10 protein-coding genes are annotated in these 17,158 nt (G+C 74.3%); 5 read left to right on the top strand and 5 right to left on the bottom strand.

The genetic code is table 11. From position 1 onward, the window contains the following. Positions 1–143: 143 nt before the first annotated feature. A complete protein-coding gene (exaC, locus tag ACFV3E_RS45200; protein ID WP_500542170.1) occupies positions 144–1,667 on the bottom strand; it encodes an acetaldehyde dehydrogenase ExaC in 1,524 nt (507 codons plus the stop codon). Between the two features lie 173 nt (positions 1,668–1,840). On the opposite strand from exaC, the gene ACFV3E_RS45195 reads away from it, so the two are divergent. After that, on the top strand, positions 1,841–3,142 hold the full coding sequence (locus tag ACFV3E_RS45195; protein WP_500542168.1) for a GAF domain-containing protein: 1,302 nt from the start codon (positions 1,841–1,843) through the stop codon (positions 3,140–3,142). Positions 3,143–3,233: 91 nt separating this feature from the next. Next, positions 3,234–4,286, top strand: a complete 1,053-nt coding sequence (locus ACFV3E_RS45190) for a sulfite oxidase (RefSeq protein ID WP_500542172.1) — start codon at positions 3,234–3,236, stop codon at positions 4,284–4,286. Between the two features lie 18 nt (positions 4,287–4,304). Here the strand turns inward: ACFV3E_RS45190 and ACFV3E_RS45185 are convergent, their stop codons facing one another. Then, positions 4,305–5,429 (bottom strand): hypothetical protein, encoded by a 1,125-nt coding sequence (locus ACFV3E_RS45185; RefSeq protein WP_500542166.1) that lies wholly within the window; start codon positions 5,427–5,429, stop codon positions 4,305–4,307. Positions 5,430–5,518: 89 nt separating this feature from the next. Here ACFV3E_RS45185 and ACFV3E_RS45180 point away from each other — a divergent pair, with 89 nt between their 5' ends. Continuing rightward, complete coding sequence (locus tag ACFV3E_RS45180; protein ID WP_500542164.1) at positions 5,519–6,406, top strand: helix-turn-helix domain-containing protein; 888 nt, start codon at positions 5,519–5,521, stop codon at positions 6,404–6,406. On the opposite strand, the gene ACFV3E_RS45175 is transcribed toward ACFV3E_RS45180, so the two are convergent. Then, on the bottom strand, positions 6,403–7,149 hold the full coding sequence (locus tag ACFV3E_RS45175) for a GNAT family N-acetyltransferase (protein ID WP_500542162.1): 747 nt from the start codon (positions 7,147–7,149) through the stop codon (positions 6,403–6,405). The genes ACFV3E_RS45180 and ACFV3E_RS45175 overlap by 4 nt on opposite strands. Positions 7,150–7,386: 237 nt before the next feature. Between ACFV3E_RS45175 and ACFV3E_RS45170 the strand changes: the two genes are divergently transcribed. Both ACFV3E_RS45170 and ACFV3E_RS45165 read left to right on the top strand, forming a co-directional pair. Then, complete coding sequence (locus ACFV3E_RS45170; protein WP_500542160.1) at positions 7,387–9,159, top strand: MOSC domain-containing protein; 1,773 nt, start codon at positions 7,387–7,389, stop codon at positions 9,157–9,159. A gap of 239 nt (positions 9,160–9,398) precedes the next feature. Then, a complete protein-coding gene (locus ACFV3E_RS45165; protein WP_500542158.1) occupies positions 9,399–9,842 on the top strand; it encodes a hypothetical protein in 444 nt (147 codons plus the stop codon). A gap of 66 nt (positions 9,843–9,908) precedes the next feature. Here ACFV3E_RS45165 and ACFV3E_RS45160 read toward each other — a convergent pair whose 3' ends face one another. Continuing rightward, on the bottom strand, positions 9,909–12,440 hold the full coding sequence (locus ACFV3E_RS45160) for a right-handed parallel beta-helix repeat-containing protein (protein WP_500542156.1): 2,532 nt from the start codon (positions 12,438–12,440) through the stop codon (positions 9,909–9,911). A gap of 12 nt (positions 12,441–12,452) precedes the next feature. Further along, positions 12,453–17,158 (bottom strand): RHS repeat domain-containing protein (locus ACFV3E_RS45155; RefSeq protein ID WP_500542154.1); only part of this gene is annotated, 4,706 nt, incomplete at its 5' end.

The following is a 17,158-nucleotide window of genomic DNA, read 5'->3' as shown; positions in this document are numbered from 1 at the left end:
TTTTTTAAATACCCCTGTACAACCGCGCGGTGCGGCCCCCCCCCGCCCACCCCCGCTCCGCCCGGGGGGCGGGCGCCCCCCCCCCCCCACCCTCCGGGGGGGGGGGGGCGGGGCGGCCCCCGCCACCCCTGTCAGGTGGCGGCCTAGAAGAAGCCGAGCTTCTTCGGGGAGTAGCTGACCAGCAGGTTCTTGGTCTGCTGGTAGTGGTCGAGCATCATCTTGTGCGTCTCGCGGCCGATGCCCGACTGCTTGTAGCCGCCGAAGGCGGCGTGCGCCGGGTAGGCGTGGTAGCAGTTGGTCCACACCCGGCCCGCCTGGATCGCGCGGCCGGCGCGGTAGGCGGTGCTGCCGTCGCGGGTCCACACGCCGGCGCCGAGGCCGTAGAGGGTGTCGTTGGCGGTGGCGATGGCGTCGTCGAAGTCGCCGAAGGAGGTGACGGCGACGACGGGGCCGAAGATCTCCTCCTGGAAGACGCGCATGCGGTTGTCGCCCTCGAGGATGGTCGGCCGGACGTAGTAGCCGCCGGCCAGTTCGCCGCCCAGTTCGGCGCGTTCGCCGCCGGTGAGGACCTTGGCGCCTTCCTGCTGGCCGATGTCGAAGTAGGAGAGGATCTTCTCCAGCTGGTCGTTGGAGGCCTGGGCGCCGATCATGGTGGAGATGTCCAGCGGGTGGCCCTGGACGATCTTCTCGGTGCGGGTGACGGCCGCCTCGAGGAAGGCGTTGTAGTGGCCGCCCTGGATCAGCGCGCGGGACGGGCAGGTGCAGACCTCGCCCTGGTTGAGGGCGAACATCGTGAAGCCCTCGAGCGCCTTGTCGTAGAAGTCGTCGTCGGCGCTGGAGACGTCGTCGAAGAAGATGTTGGGGCTCTTGCCGCCCAGCTCCAGGGTGACGGGCCTCAGGTTCTGCGAGGCGTACTGCATGATGAGCCGGCCGGTGGTCGTCTCGCCGGTGAAGGCGACCTTGGCGACGCGCGGGCTGGAGGCGAGCGGCTTGCCGGCCTCGACGCCGAAGCCGTTGACGATGTTGACCACGCCGGGCGGCAGCAGGTCGGCGATCAGGCTCATCCAGAAGTGGATGGAGGCCGGGGTCTGTTCGGCCGGCTTGATGACGACGGCGTTGCCCGCGGCGAGGGCCGGGGCGAGCTTCCACGTCGCCATCAGGATCGGGAAGTTCCAGGGGATGATCTGCGCGACGACGCCCAGGGGCTCGTGGAAGTGGTACGCGACGGTGTCGTCGTCGATCTCGGCGAGGCTGCCCTCCTGGGCGCGGATGGCGCCCGCGAAGTAGCGGAAGTGGTCGATGGCCAGCGGGATGTCCGCGGCGAGGGTCTCCCGGACCGGCTTGCCGTTCTCCCAGCTCTCGGCGACCGCCAGTTCCTCCAGGTGCGCCTCCATGCGGTCCGCGATCCTGTTGAGGATGTTGGCGCGCTCGGTCACCGACGTACGGCCCCACGCCGGCGCGGCCGCGTGGGCGGCGTCCAGGGCCCGCTCGACGTCCTCGGCGGTGCCGCGGGCGACCTCGGTGAAGGTCTCGCCGGTGACCGGGGTCGGGTTCTCGAAGTACTCGCCGCGGGCGGGCGGCACGTACTCGCCGCCGATCCAGTGGTCGTAGCGGGGCTGGTACTTCATGATCGCGTCGTCGGAGCCGGGGTTGGCGTACCGGGTCATGGGGCGGCCTCCCATTGCGAGCCGCCCGCTCCGTTGCGGACGGCGTTCGACGCGACCGTAGGACACGCAAGGTTGCAACAGGGTTGCGGCGGAGCGCAGTCGCGGAACTACACTCGGCAGCACCCCACCCGGTGCCGCCGGGCACCGGTCCGTGCCTACTTCCGGGGACGGCCATGACTGTCTCGTACGCGGCGTCCTACGCGGCCTGGCCGCCGGGAACCGATCCGGACCTCCTGCGGAGGGATGTGGCGCGCGCCCACGAGGAGTTCCTGACGACGGGTCGCCCACCGCGGCCGGTGCGCGACGTCGTCCGCGACTCCTGGCAGCGCTCGCTCAGCCGCGGCGTGGACCCGGAGGCCGACGGCCCCCGCTCCCCCGGGCTCGGCGCCGCGGAGCTGCGGGACTACCGGCGGCAGCACCCGATGGCGGCCGTGCTGCCCGTCGTGCGCAGCCTGCTCGTCGAACCGGCGCAGGACAGCGCCCAGTTGGTGGCGGTCGGCGACGAGCACGCCCGGTTGCTGTGGGTCGAGGGCACCCCGGGGCTGGCGGCGCGGGCCGAACGGATCGGCTTCGTCGAGGGCGCGGAGTGGGCCGAGGACGCGGCCGGCACCAACGCACCCGGCACCGCGGTCGCGCTCGGGCGGCCCCTGCAGATCTACGCGGGCGAGCACTTCATCCGTCCGGTGCACCCGTGGAGCTGCTCGGCGGCCCCGGTCCGCGACCCGGACACCGGCGCGGTCATCGGCGTCATCGACCTGACCGGCGGCGACCACATCGCGGCGCCGCACGCCCTGGCCCTGGTGCGGGCCACCGTGGCGGCGGCGGAGGCCGAACTGCGGCTGCTGCGGCTGCGCGGCGTGCTGCCGGCCACCACCCCGGGATCGGCACCGGCCGCGGGGACCGCGACGGCCCGGCTGGAGGTGCTGGCTCGCGACCGGGCACTGCTGAGCTCCCCGTACGGCACGGTCGAACTGAGCCCGCGCCATTCGGAGATCGTCTTCCTGCTGGCCCGGCATCCGCGGGGGCTGGGCGCCGACGCGCTGGCGGTCCGGCTGCACGAGCACGAATCGGCCCGGGTCACCATGCGGGCCGAGATGTCGCGGCTGCGCCGGCTGCTCGGCCCGCATGTGCTGGGCTCGCGCCCGTACCGGCTGCTGCTGCCGGCCACCACGGACGCGGACGAGGTCCGGGCCCTCCTCGCGCGCGGCGCCCACCGCCGGGCCCTGGCCCGCTACCCCGGGGCGCTGCTGCCCGGCTCGGACGCCCCGGCCATCGTCGACGCGCGCGAGGAACTCCACTGCGGGCTGCGCCGCGCCCTGCGCGACCGGGGCGACGCGAGGCTGCTGCTCGACTGGCTGGACCGGCCCGGCAACCACGAGGACGTCGACCTGCTGCAGGCGGCGCTGCGCGCCCTGCCCCGCGAGTCGCCGCGGCGTCCGGTGCTGCGGGCACTGCTCGACCGTGCCCGGCCGTGACCTGCCGGGGCACACTGGTGGGGTGGATGATCCGAACATCGCGCACGTGAGCGCCGCGTCCCGGCTGGCCGACCCGGCCGAGGGCATCGGCATGGACGAACTGGGCCTGGCGGCCCGCAACCACGCACTGCCCCTGGAGGCCCTGCGCTACGACGTCACGCCGCCCGGCCTGCACTACGTACTGGTCCACTTCGACATCCCGCCGGCCGACGCCAGGACCTGGCGGCTCACCGTCGGCGGCAGGGTCCGCACCCCGCTGGAACTGTCCGTGGACGACCTGCGCCGGTATCCGGCCGTCACGCACCGGGTCACCATGGAGTGCGCCGGCAACGGCCGTGCCGGGCTGACCCCGCGCCCGGTCAGCCAGCCCTGGCTGAACGAGGCGGTGGGGACGGCCGACTGGACGGGCGTGCCGCTGCGCACGCTGCTGCGGGAGGCGGGCGTGGAACCCGGCGCCGTCGAGGCGGTCTTCACCGGCGCCGACCACGGTGTGGAGCGCGGGGTCGAACAGGACTACCAGCGCTCGCTCACGGTCGCCGCCGCGACCGCCGAGGACCCCGAGGTCCTGGTGGCGTACGCCATGAACGGCGCGCCCCTGCCGCCGCAGCACGGCCACCCCGTCCGCCTGGTCGTCCCCGGCTGGTACGGCATGGCGCACGTGAAGTGGCTGCACGACATCACCCTCACGGACACCCCGTTCACCGGCTTCCAGCAGGCCGTGGCGTACCGCTTCCGGCAGGAGCCCGACGAGCCCGGCGAGCCGGTGACCCGCATCGCGCCGCGCGCCCTCATGGTGCCGCCCGGCTTCCCCGACTTCATGACGCGCACCCGAGTCGTCCGGCCGGGCCCGCAGCGCCTGGAGGGCCGGGCGTGGTCCGGACGCGCGCCAATCGTCGGCGTCGAGACGAGCACGGACGGCGGCCACACCTGGCAGGCGGCCGCACTCGGCGACGAGGACCACCCCTGGGCCTGGCGGCACTGGCACACCACCTGGGACGCGACGCCCGGTCAGCACGTGCTCAGCGTCCGCGCCACCGACGCGGAGGGCCACACCCAGCCGCTGGAACAGCCCTGGAACCGCGGCGGCTTCGCGAACAACCTCGTCCAGCGCGTACCGGTGCTGTGCCTGGAGGCCGGCGCCTGAGGCCCACGAAGCGCAAGGTCACCCGTCGAAGGCGAGCCAGTCGACGCCGTCGTGGGGCAGGGGGCACAGGGCACCGCGGTCGGTGGCCCCGGCCCAAACGTCGTACTCGTTCTCCCTCCACCCTCGCGAGACGCTCAGGACGAGCCCGGGTGCCACGTGGAAACGCCTGGCAGCCCGGGGCTCGAAGGGCCGGAGGGGAACCGGACGCAGTTCCCGGGTGAGCGGCTCGACCTGTGCTCCGGTGATGCCGTGCGCCATCGCCACGTAGTCGGCGCCCATCGCTGCCTCGTAGAGCGCGAACTGGAGGAGGAAGCCGCCGAGTGGTTCGCGTTCGGCGACCGGCGGTTCGTCGTGCACCCTGTGCCAGACGGTGGGGTCGTCCTCGGACTCGCCGGGCGTCCACAGCGTGGACCAGTGGAACCCTCCCTGGTTCTCGACGCCGATGACGCGCATGTCGCCGCAGCGGTCGGTCTCACGACGGGGGTCCTCGACGATGCGGTTCTGGACGCCCAGGACTCCGGGGCGCCGTACGGCCAGCCGGTAGAGCTGCGCGAGCGCGGTGGGCAGGTCGGTGGAGCCGCCCGGCACGAACGGCGGCTTCGCGGCGCCGTCGGTGGCCGGGTACCAGCCCGTGACGAACCGCTCCAGCGCGAGGGCACGGTCGCCGTTCACGTCGTCCAGCCACTCCAGGCCGGGGCGGGCCGCGACGGGGCGCAGCGGGCGGACCCGGTCGAGCAGCGCCCTGTTGAGGGACGTCTGCAGCCGTACTGTGCAGTCGTCGAGTTCGTACGCGGTGCCGCCGGGCGGGAGGTGCGAACCGATCACTTCGGCGTGGCCCGTGCCGAGGTGGAGCAAGCCCCCGTCCACGCGGACGAGCAGATGGAATCCGGGCGGCTCCCAGAGCCGCTCCAGCACCGGAGCCGGCGCGGGGCCGAGCAGACGGATCTCCTGCGCGTTCCACACACCGCTGCGCCCCGGTACGTCCCCCGCGTCCACGATGATCAGCGTCCCGGCCGAGCCTATGGTCATCGTCGCGCCGCCGACCGGAAGGTCCTCGGCGCCGGAGGTGGCGCCGACCAGCGCCCGTGCCTGACCGTCGTCGAGTACGTCCGCAAGGGCGGGACCCGGGTTCTCGTCAGCCATGCGCCATGGTCCCAGACGGTCACGGCCGGGCCGTTCCTGGGGGCGGCAGGGCCAGGCACGGGGGCGGGGGGCGAACTAGCGTGGGGCGCATGGACGGCTCGAATGTGATCGGTGATTTCCTGCGGGCCCGGCGGGAACTCGTCCGGCCCGAGGACGTCGGCCTGGGCGGCGGTGGGCTGCGGCGCGTGCCGGGGCTTCGGCGCGAGGAGGTCGCGATGCTCGCGGGCATCAGCTCGGACTACTACCTCCGGCTGGAGCAGGGGCGGGACCGCAATCCGTCCGTGCAGGTCCTGGAGTCGCTCGCGGGTGTGCTGCGGCTGGACGCCGACGCGACGGCCTACCTGATCGGGCTGGTCGGACCCAAGCCGCGCAGGACCAGGCGCCCCGCCCAGGAGAAGGTGCCGGGGCACATCCTGCAGTTGCTCGGGCAGTTGCCGATGCCGGCGCTCGTGCAGGGGAAGTACCTCGACGTCCTTGCCGCGAACGCCCTGGCGCGGGCGCTGTCGCCGAACAACGTGCCCGGGGTGAACCGGCTCCGCGCGGCGTTCCTGGACCCGGAGGAGCGGGAGCTGCACCGGGACTGGCAGACCGCCACGGTGAACGCGGTCGCGAGTCTGCGCGCGGTGGCCGGGCCCGATCCCGACGACCCCCGGCTGGCCGCGCTCGTGGGCGAGCTTTCGCTGAAGAGCGACCGTTTCCGGAAGCTGTGGGCGCGCCACGACGTGCACCGGCGCGAGGGGGCGCTCGCCCGGATGCGGCACCCGCAGGTCGGCGACATGGACCTGTACCGGGAGAAGCTGAGCGTCAACGGCGCCGAGGGCCAGGTCCTGGTGATCTACCACGCCGAGCCGGGATCGGAGGCGGCGCGCTCGCTGGCCCTGCTCGGGTCGCTGGCCGCCGGCACCGCCGACGAGATCGTCCGCCCCGCGGCCCCCGCCCGGGCGGGCGAGGACCGGGAGCGGACCGACCGGGGTTAGGCCCGGGCTCCTGGCGCGCGGACCAGCAGGAACAGGGTGCGGCGGCGGTGGGTGAAGCCGATCGACTCGTAGAGCCGTACCGCGTTGGTGTTGCTCGCGGCGGCGTGCAGCAGCGGGGTGTCCCCGCGTTCCTTGATGCCTGCGGCGACGGCGCTCATCAGGCGGGTCGCCAGGCCGCGGCCGCGGTGGTCGGGGTCGGTGCAGACGGCGCTGATCTCCGTCCAGCCGGGCGGCTGGATGCGCTCCCCGGCCATGGCGACCAGCCGGCCGTCCTCCCGGATGCCCAGGTACGTGCCGAGTTCGAGGGTCTTCGGCAGGAAGGGGCCGGGCCGCGTGCGGGCGATCAGGTCCATGACGTCGTCGACGTCGGCGGGGCCCAGCCGTACGGCCTCCGGTGCGTGCTCGGCGTGGAGCGCGGTGTCGACCATCTGCATGCCCTCGCCGCCCTCCACGACCTCCCAGCCCTCGGGGATCACCGGTGAGCCGGTGACCAGGGCGGTGCCGCCGGGGCCGAGCAACTCGGCCAGGTCGTCCCAGGCGGCGGGGTCGGCCGGGTCGGCGAGGCCCGCGAAGACGGACACGTCGGACCGGTAACGGGCGGCACGGCCGCGGACCTCGGCGAAGCGGGCGTGCGGGCCGGTGAGGGCGCCCCACACGGGGTTGTCCAGGACGGGTGCGGCGTCGGCCCGGGCGGGCTCGCCGTCGGACTCCGCGGGGTGGGCGTGATCAACGGTGGTGGACATGGGTGGTGCTGGTCTCCGTCCATCGAGGGTCCGGCGGCTGTCGGGTGGGTCAACACCGTCCTGCCCGCCCGCAATCCCGGCCGGGGCCGGGGATCCTCACCCTAGGCGGTGGAGATCGTGGGGCACCGCCCGCCCCGGGGCGGGCGGGGGCCGCCCCCTCGGCCGGGTTGCGCGGCACGATGGGCGTAATACGGTGGCCGGAAGGCAGGGGGGCTCGCGCTACGAGGGAGATGGCGCATGGCCACACTGGTCGCCGTCAGCGTCGGTATGCCCAAGAACGTGCCCTGGCAGGGCCGGACGACGTACACGGGCGTCTGGAAGGAGCCGGTCTCCGGGCCGCGCATGGTCCGGCGGCTCAACATCGACGGCGACGGGCAGGGCGACCTCGGCGGGCACGGCGGCGAGCAGCGGGCGGTGCTGGTGTACCAGCTGGACTCCTACCGCCACTGGCAGAAGGAGCTCGGGCGGGACGACCTCACCTTCGGCAACTTCGGCGAGAACTTCACCGTGGACGGGCTGCCCGACGACGAGGTGTGCATCGGGGACCGGTACCGCATCGGCGGCGCGGTCTTCGAGGTCACGCAGCCGCGCGTGACCTGCTACCGGGTCGGGATGCGCATGGCGGAGCCCAGGATGGCCGCCCTGCTGGTGGCCCACCGGCGCCCCGGCTTCTACTTGCGGGTGCTGGAGGAGGGCGAGGTCACCGCGGGCGACGACATCGTCAAGCTCGGGACCGGGCCGGAGGCGATGACCGTCGCCGACATCGACGCGCTGCTGTACCTGCCCGGGCATCCCCGGGACCAGGTCGAGCGTGCCCTGCGCATCCCAGCGCTGAGCCCGGGGTGGCAGGCGTCGATGCGGGCGCTGCTCGACGCCCCGGCGGGGGACGGGGGCGGCGCGGCGGGCAACCCCGGGCTGACCGGCACGGCGGCCCCTCCCCCGGCGTGGCCGGGCTTCCGCCCGCTGCGGGTGGCCCGGGTCCGGGACGAGAGCAGCAGCATCTTCTCGCTGACGCTGGCCGCGCAGGACGGCAGTCCGCTGCCGGCCGGGATGCCGGGCCAGTTCCTCACCGTCCGGATGCGGCCGGACCCCGACGGACCGCCGCTGATCCGCACGTACTCCCTGTCGGGGCGGCCCGGCGCGGCCGAGTACCGGATCAGCGTCAAGCAGGAGCCGCACGGCGCGGGCAGCGGCTTCCTGCGGCGGCACGTGCGGGAGGGCGACCTGCTGGACGTCGCCGCGCCGCGCGGCACGTTCGTCCTCGGGAAGGGCGACACGCCGGTGGTGCTGCTGTCCGCGGGGGTGGGCGCCACGCCGGTGATGGCGATGCTGTACGCGCTGGCCGACGCGTGCGGCCGGCGCGAGGTGTGGTGGCTGCACGTGGCACGCGACGGCGAGAGCCATCCGTTCGCCGCGGAGTCCCGGGCCCTGGTGGGGAGGATGGCGGGCGCGCACGCCTACATCGCGTACAGCAGGCCGCGCGAGAGCGACCGTGCGGGCGCCGACTACACCGGGGCGGGCCGGCTCGACACGGCGCGGATCGCCGCGCTGGAGCTGCCGCCGGACGCGGACGCCTACATCTGCGGACCGCAGGGCTTCATGGACGACATGGCGGGGGCGCTGGCGGCGGGGGGACTGGCCGCGGACCATATCCACCGGGAGACCTTCGGCGCGCTGTCCTCGATCAACCCCGGCGTGGTCGACGCGACGGCCCACACCCCGCACCCGCCCGCCGCCCCGCCCGGCGAGCCGACGGGACCGTCGGTGTCCTTCGCCCGCAGCGGCCTGAGCGTGCCGTGGCACCCTGCGTACGGCACGCTCCTCGAACTCGCGGAGGCGTGCGACGTGCCGACCCGCTGGTCGTGCCGCACCGGGGTCTGCCACACCTGCGAGACCCAGGTCCTGACGGGCGGTGTCGCGTACGCGCCGGAGCCCGTCGACGAACCCGCCGAGGGCAACGCCCTCATCTGCTGCTCTCAGCCGCGCACGGACCTGGTGCTCGACCTGTAGGACGCCCCGCCCCGCAGCCGGGTCTGGAACTCTCCCCCGACCACCTCGGACTGCTCGCCGGGTACGCCGAGCTCTGCCTCGCCGCCGACGCGTTCGAACATCCGGGCCGGGCCGCCCGCGCGCAGACCCTGCTCGAACGGCTCGAGCGCCTCGAGCGCCTCGCGCCCGGCACCCCGGAGACCGGGCGCGCCCAGGCCGCGCTGCGGTGGTCGAAGCGCTCGTGGTGGGAGGACGTCCGCATGCAGGCGGCGGCCGCCCGGTTGGAGCAGGGCAGCACCCAGGCGCAGAGCGACGACGTCGCGTACGCCCTGCGCGACAGCACGGCGGAGGAGGCCCGGCACCGCGCCGAGGCATGGTCGCGGGACCGGCCGGAGGACCACCGGGCCGCCGTGCCGGCGGCCACGCTCGCCGAACTGTCCGGCCCGGGGAAGGCGCCCCTGCGACTGCTCGCCCGCCACCGGGCGCCTGCCTGGGCGGCCGCAGCCGTCCTCGCCTACGGCACGAACGCTCTGCTGCGCTACACGGACCTCGTCCACGGACTGGTCGTGTGGGGCTGGGCGTGGCTCCTGCCGGTCTTCGTCCTCGACCGCAGGCTCTCCGCAGCGCGCCGCCGCGCCCAGGAGCACGTGGTGGCCCGGATGGAGACGCGCCTGACCCGCGCCGCGCCCGCCCCCGGCGACTGAGGCCTCCCCCGGCTGCGGGCCGCGGGCCGCGCGAGGTCCTGGACCCGCCGGGCAGACCCCCCGCGGTCAACCGCGGGTCGCGGGCTGGGGGAGGTCCTGGTCCTGCAGGGCCATGAGCTGGTCCGCGGTCGGGTCGTCCAGCTCGGCGACGCGCTGCGCCTGCCGTTCGGTCATCTCCTGGAACATCTGGCGCGCGGAACGGCCGTTGCCGAAGCCCTCGCCGCGCGGGAGGAGCTCGAAGAGACGGGTGAGCTCCTCGCGGGCGGCGGGGGTGAGTTCGTACTGGTGCTCCGCGGCCTGGTACTCGACGATCGAGACCAGTTCGTCCGCGGCGTAGTCCTCGAAGAGGAGCGTGCGGCCGAATCGGGAGGACAGGCCCGGGTTGGAGCTGATGAAGCGGTCCATGTCGCCGGGGTAGCCGGCGGCGATGACGACGACGTCGTCGCGGTGGTCCTCCATGAGCTTGACCAGGGTGGCGACGGCCTCCGTGCCGAAGTCGTTACCGGCCCCGACCGGGGCAAGGGTGTAGGCCTCGTCGATGAAGAGCACGCCGCCCAGCGCGCGGTTGAAGGCGGCGGTGGTCTTGGGGCCGGTGTGGCCGACGTACTCGCCGACCAGGGCCGTACGGTCGACCTCCACGAGGTGGCCCTCGCGCAGCAGTCCGAGGGCCTTCAGGAGCCTGCCGTAGAGGCGGGCCACGGTGGTCTTGCCGGTGCCGGGGTTGCCCGCGAAGATCAGGTGCCGGCTGAGCGGCGGGGCGGGCAGCCCGGCCTCCTCGCGGCGCCGGACCGTCTGCATCAGCTTCACCAGCGAGCCGACGTCGCGCTTGACGCGGTCGAGGCCGACGAGGGCGTTCAGCTCGCCCAGCAGGTCCTCCAGCGTCTCCTCGGGCTCTTCCTCGTCGGCGGCGGCGGCCGGCGGGCGCGTCCCAGCCGGCGGGGCGCCGGGTACGCCAGGGGCGGCGGGCACCGCCGGGGCGGCCGCGGGTTCCCCGAACGTCAGCGGGACGCCGTCCGCGGTGCAGTCGTCGAGCTGCGGGGCCGCGCCCTCGTCCGTGCCGAGCGCGTCCGCGCAGTCGCGGATCCGGCAGTGCCGGAGGACGGGATCCGCCCCCGCGCCCACGTGGAGCGCGGGGAAGCCGGAGCCGGACACGTCGAGGGAGGTGAAGGTCCCGCCCGCGCCCTCGGCGAGGAAGACGCCGTTCTTGGCGGGCCGGTCGATGCGCAGGTCCGCGACCGTGGGCCGGGCCCCGGTCCACACGACGACGCCGGAGCCCGCGCTGCCCTCCACCGAGCCGCCGTTGACGGTGGCCTGGGCGCCCTCGTCGACGACGACGCCCGCCGCGCCCGCCCCGGTGACCCGTATGCCGGTCAGGACCGCGGTACCGCCGGTCGCTACCCGCACCCCGATGTCCTTGGTACCGGTGACCGTGGTGTGCTCGACCCTGCTCTCGGAGGCCGAGCCGAGGCCGATGCCCGTCGCGACGTCGTCGATGCGGCAGCCGGTGACCGTCGCCACGGCCTGCTCGTCCACGGCGACGCCGGTCATGGCCACGTTCCTGATCCCGCAGTCCGCGAGTTCCAGGCGGGCCTCGCCCGCCGCGTGGACGCCGTGCTCGGCGCAGTCGCGGACGAGGCAGTCGGTCAGCTGCCCGGTGGCCGTGCCGGACAGGTGGACGGCGCTGAAGGCGCTGCGGTCGATCCGGCAGTCCGCGAGGCGCGCCTGCGCGGCGCCCGTGACCAGCAGCCCGTTGGCGCCGGCGTCGGCGACGGCGCAGCCCTGCGCGTTGAGCACGCCGTTGTCCTGGACGACCACCCCGCTGGCGGAGGCGCCGCGGATCCGGCAGTCGGTGAGCTCGGCGCGCGCCGTGCCGGTCACGTGCACGCCGGCAGCGCCCGGCGACTCGATCCGCAGTTCGCCGGCCGTGGCCTCGGCGGCCTCCTCCAGCAGCAGCCCGGCGCGGCCGGTGCCGGTCAGCGTGGAGTCGGCGAGCCGCAGGCGTGCGCTGCCGCGCAGCCGGACGCCCGATCCCGTCGTACGGTCCAGGCGCAGCCGGGCCGCGTCCAGCCGGGCCGTGCCCGACAGCACGACGCCCGTGCCGTCCACGCCCGTGACGCTGGTGTCCTCGACCCGGGCGCGGACCGCCCCGGCCAGGTGCAGGCCGGCCAGCCGGGCGCGTTCGAGGCGGCAGCGCCGCAGGATCAGGGCGGTCGTCCCGCTCTCGTCGTCCTCCGGGCCGCGGGCCTGGATGCGGCCGCCCTCGACGGCGCAGTCCTCCAGGACCAGTCCGGCGCCCGGCGAGACGGCGATCGCGGGGGCACCGTCGTCGGCGCCCCACACGGTGACGCCGTGCACGGCGCAGTCCGGTCCGTCGACGGTCAGCGCGGGCCGGTCCCCGGGAGGGGCAGCCAGCACGACGCTGCCGCGGCCGTGCTCCGCCGTGAGCACGACGGCGCGGTCCAGCACCACGGCCTCGGTCCAGGTGCCCGGGGCGATCACCACCACGTCGCCGGGGGCGGCGGCGTGCACCGCGTCGGCGATCCGGTGGAAGGCGCCGCGGCCGCCTTGTCCTTTGGGGGCCACGGTGTGACGGGTCATGTTCCGGATCCTCTACTGCTGGGTGCCGGGCGGCGGTACCTGGTACCAGGACGGGTTGATGCTCGCACGGTACGCACCGGTCAGGTAAACCGACTGGATCGACTTCTCGAAGATCTTGAAGGGTAGCTGGATCCAGAAGTCCGCGAAGCCCTGCCGGTGGAAGAGCCGGCTGCCGCCGCCCAGCACGAGGACGTTCTTGACCAGGGCGGTGGAGGCCGACGTGGTGAGGGCCGCCGCGGCGTTGATCCCGCCGTCCAGGAAGGCGTCCGCGCCGCTGAGCTTGACCGTGTTCCCGTTGGCGTCGCTGACGCCCCACACCGCGGCGTTCATGGCGCCGTTGACCCATCCCGAGATCACGCTGGTGCCCGCGCTGAAGGTGAAGTCGTAGATGCCTCCGCGCCAGCGGGTGGGGGTCTCGTTCCCGGCCCACTCGTTGGACCAGGTCTTGTCGTGGTTGAACGGCCTGCGCTGCGGGTGCTTGCCGCTGTCGATGTTGGCCAGGGTCGTCTTGAGGTTGCCGAGCTCGCGGAACCCGGCGGCCCGGTTCTCGTGCACGGCGATGCCGACCCCGGTCTTGACGCCCGAGGACACCGCGGCGTTGGCGAACGCCTTCAGCACGTCCTTGCCGGTGAACGGCTTGTCCTGGGCCGCGGCCACGATGCCGTTCACGGCCAGGTTGGCGCCGAACTCCAGGACGAACTCCTGGCCGAACTCCACGGCGGCCTTGTACGCCACCGTCCGCCAGTACGGTTCGTACCGCGCCTCGCGCAGCGCCGCATCCGCATCGTCGGGGAGCATCGTCCCGGACCAGGGCATGCGCTGGGACTCGCGGATCCGGCGCCCCCAGCCGCGGATCTCGGTCAGCGCCCCGCGGTAGTCGTACTCGTTGCCGACGAGCTTCATCTGGCCGAGCGGACCGCGGCGCTCCCAGACCAGGCCGCTGTCCGTGCGCTGGGCGACGAGTTCGCCCCGGGCGTCGTAACGGTTCCACTGGCCGCGCCAGGCGTCGGTCTCCAGGTATCCGGTGACGGTGCCGCCGGGGCCCGTCTCGGCCTTGCGCTCGCGGACGACGGAGCCGTGGTCGAACTCCTTCCAGACCGCACCGGGCTCGCCGGCCGTGCGGCCGTACTCGCGGACGCGGGCCGGGCCGTCCAGGTGCAGCGGCGTGTCGCGCAGGACGATCCTGGTGCCGTCGGCGGACCGCAGTTCGTCGCGGAAGTGGCGGGCGCCGGGCCGCCACTGGTCGTCCCAGGCGCCGGTGGCCCGGTTCCACCAGGTGCGGACCTGGCCGCCCTGGCCGGGTGCGATCGCCGGTGAGCCGTCGCGCTTGAACGCGGCGGTCAGCCAGTGCTCGTTGCGGGCCGGGTCGCGCCAGGCGTCCACGAAGCGGCCCTTGTCGAGCATGCGGCGCTCGCGGACCAGGTTGCGGTTCGCGTCGAGGTCGCGGAAGGAGTCGTCCCAGGACAGCTTCGGGTCGTTGGAGCCGCGGAAGAACTCCCTGGAGCCGGAGCGGCCGAGGTGGTTGCCCTGGGCGTCCGTCTCCCGCCACGTCCACTTCGCGGAGTCCGCCCGCCCCGTGCCCTCGATGAAGCTGTTCGCGGCGCCGTTGGGGTTCGGGTGCCGCATCCCGGTCAGGTTGCCTTGGGCGTCACGGGTGACCCAGCTGCCGCGGCCGGAGGGATGCCCGACGACCGGCGCATCGACGTACTCGCGCACGACTCCGTTCGGCAGGCCCTCGCGCGCGACCCTCAGGCGCCCGTCCGGCCCCTGGAAGCGGTCCTGCCACAGCGGGCCGTCGGGAGCGCCTTGTTGCGGGACGCGGTAGCCGTGCCGGCCGCCGGAGTCCTCCCAGGGCACGTACGAGGCGTCGGCCGGGGCGTAGCCGGGGCCGCCGGCGTGGTCGCCGACCTTCAGCGTCGTACCGTCGTGGAGCTTGGTGGTCAGGCGCGCGAAGTCGCCGTTCGCCGCCAGATCCAGGGCGCCGCCGTCGAGGCCGACGTACCGCACCCCCGAGCCACCGGCACCGGCGCCGTCCCCGATGGGCCGCTTCTCCCAGGTGAACAGCTGGTACGCGTTGTCGCCGAGCACATGGGCGTACGCGCCTTCCGCGTGCCCGGCACCCGGCAGCCACCCGTTGCGGACCCAGGTGGGCGGGCGCTGCTCGCGCCACCGCTCGGTGACCAGCAGGTGGCCGTCGACGACCTCGGCCTTGCCGACCTCCTTGCCGTGCGGCGACTGGCGCAGCCAGGTCCCGTCGGTCCGCCACCCGCCGGGCGCAGCGGGGTCCTGCACGAGTGCGTGCTCCTCGTACTGCCCGGCGCGCTCGGGCAGGTGGCCCATGCCCCACTTGCGCTGGACGAGGGTCCCTCCGTCGTCCGTGAGGTCGGTCCAGCCGGAGTCGTACCGGTCAGGGGTCCGCGGGCCCGCGGCCAGTTCCCTCGAGGCCCCGTCGTAGCGGTGCCAGCGCAGTTGGCCGTCCTCGTTCCGGAGCGCCAGCGTGTGGCCGGTGCCGTTGCCGTGCTTCTGCAGACCGGCCTGGTACTCGTGGACGACGTTGCCGCGCGCGTCGAGGTCGCGCCAGCCGGTGCCCGCGGTGTCGTACTCGCGGATGCCCGCGCCGGACAGGGTGGCCTCGTCGCCCCAGCGCGCCCAGCTCGTACGGGGGTTCGTACGGCCGAAGTCGATGGTGTCGGTGCGGCGGAACGAGTCGAGGAGCCCCCCGCCGGGCAGCGGCCGGCGCTCGAAGACCGGTACCGCTGCGCCCGTCGCGCTCAGCAGCACCACGCGGCCGTTCGCGGCACCCGTCAGATCCGCCTGGCCGCGGTGGAACACCCCCGTGCCGGCGCCGCCGGGCCCGGTCCGCTCCCACACGCCGTTCGGGTGGTCGAGGACGTACTGGTAGGGAGTGGGCCTGCCCTTGTCGAGGACGTTGAAGCCCTGCTTGACCAGGGTGCCGTCGGTGCCGATCTGGATGAACTCCCCGTCCCGGGGCCCGCCGGTGTGCACGTGGGTCACCCGCAGACCGTCGGCCGTGGCGGTGACCTCCTGGCCGCGGAAGTGGGCGATGCGCGTGCCGGTCGCGTCCTCCAGCCAGGCGGCACCCTGCGCCGGGGTGACCAGGTTCAGGCCGTCCGGCACGCCCGGCAGCGCGGGGAGCGGGCGGCCGGCGGCGACGGGAGCGCCCTGCTCGTCGTACCGGGTGAAGGTCCCGTCGACCTCGTCGATCTGGCGCGGATGGGGCTCGGTGAGCTCCGAGAAGTATCCGTGTGCGGTGGGGAACGTCTCCGTGCCGGACACCGAGTCCGTGTCCCGCAGCGACGAGGCCGAGCCCGAACCGGAGGTCCCGTCATGCGCGTGCGGTACGGGCGGCACCGGCGGTACGGGTGCGGGCGACGCGTGTTCGGCCGCGGCCACCCTCAGCTCGGCGGCCTCCGCATCGGCGAGCCGGAGCTCGGCGGTCACGACCTGCTCGCGCGCCGCGTCCAGCCCGGTCCTGTTCGAGGACCCCCTTCCGACCAGATCGAGGGCCTCGAGCCGCCGGAACTCCGCGTGCGCCCGGTTCAGATCGCGACGGGCGTCCTGCACGGCCGCCTCGGCGTCCGCCGTCGACAGCGGGTCGTCGGCGCGCGGGGTCAGGTCCGGCCCCCCGTCCAGCGACCCGGCGTCCGCGTCGGCACGCGCCTTGCCCTTGCCCGGTGCGGGGGGCGCGATCGCGTCGTCCGCGGCGGCGCTGATGTGCGGCGCCTGGACGTGATCGTGGTTGCGGATGTGGGCGTCGATGAGGTCGAGGTAGCGGGGGCGGAGTCCGCCCTGGGACAGGCCCTCGGGGGCGGCGTTGTGGTAGTTGCCCATCAGGCTGCCGTCGACCTCCGGACGGTGCCCGGCGGTGGTGTCCCGGTACTCGTCCCGCAGGCCCAACTGGTGGCCCAGCTCATGCGCGAGATCCTGCTCGGTGGCGTCGATGCGCCACTGGTGCTGGTTCATCGCACTCTGCGGACGACCCACGTGCACGTTCAGGTGGGCGTCGGCGGCATTCCCCGCGACGCGCTCCAGCGTGACGTGCAGGACGCCGCCATCGCCCAGCACCTCACCGGGACGGTTGAAGACCCGCTCCACACCGCCCAGCGCTCGCTCCCACAGTGCGTCCACCTGAGCCGGCGGCAGACCGTCGGCGGCCAGCCGGACCCGCACGGTCAGATCCGTGACGGAACGCTCGCCCAACTCGAACCGGCGCACGTCGAAGCCGGCACGCACCTCGTACCGCGGCGCGTGAGCGCCACCGCCCCGCGGCGTCGACACCGGGTCCACCCACGAGTGCTTCACCGTGTTCGGCGCCGCCGCGCCACGCGCCACGTTCCAGCCCGGGTCCAGCGTCAGGTCAACATGGCCGTCACCAGCACCGTGGAGGAAGTCGTCCGCCGCACCCGCCGGTGCGGACACCGCCCGCGCCAACACCTTGGTGGGGTCGTCCAGAACCAGGAACGACTTGTCCCCGCTCTCCCAGCGCACCGTCACGTTCTCCGTGGCGGAGCCGTGGACGACGGTGTGCCTGACATCCTGCTGGAGCCGCTTGAGCGTGTCCGGCAGCTCGCCCGGCGGGAAACGCCTGTCGAGCGCGTCGAGCAAGCTGTCCTTCGAGACGCCGAGCTCGTCCGCCAGGTTCTGCAGATGACCGGGGTTGTTCTTCCACCCCCGCGTGGCGTTGTTCGGCCCCACGT

The organism is Streptomyces sp. NPDC059718 (assembly GCF_042733315.1).
Taxonomy (GTDB): Bacteria; Actinomycetota; Actinomycetes; order Streptomycetales; family Streptomycetaceae; genus Actinacidiphila.
Note: the sequence above shows the minus strand (reverse complement) of the source record. Positions and strands in the feature narration are given on the sequence as shown.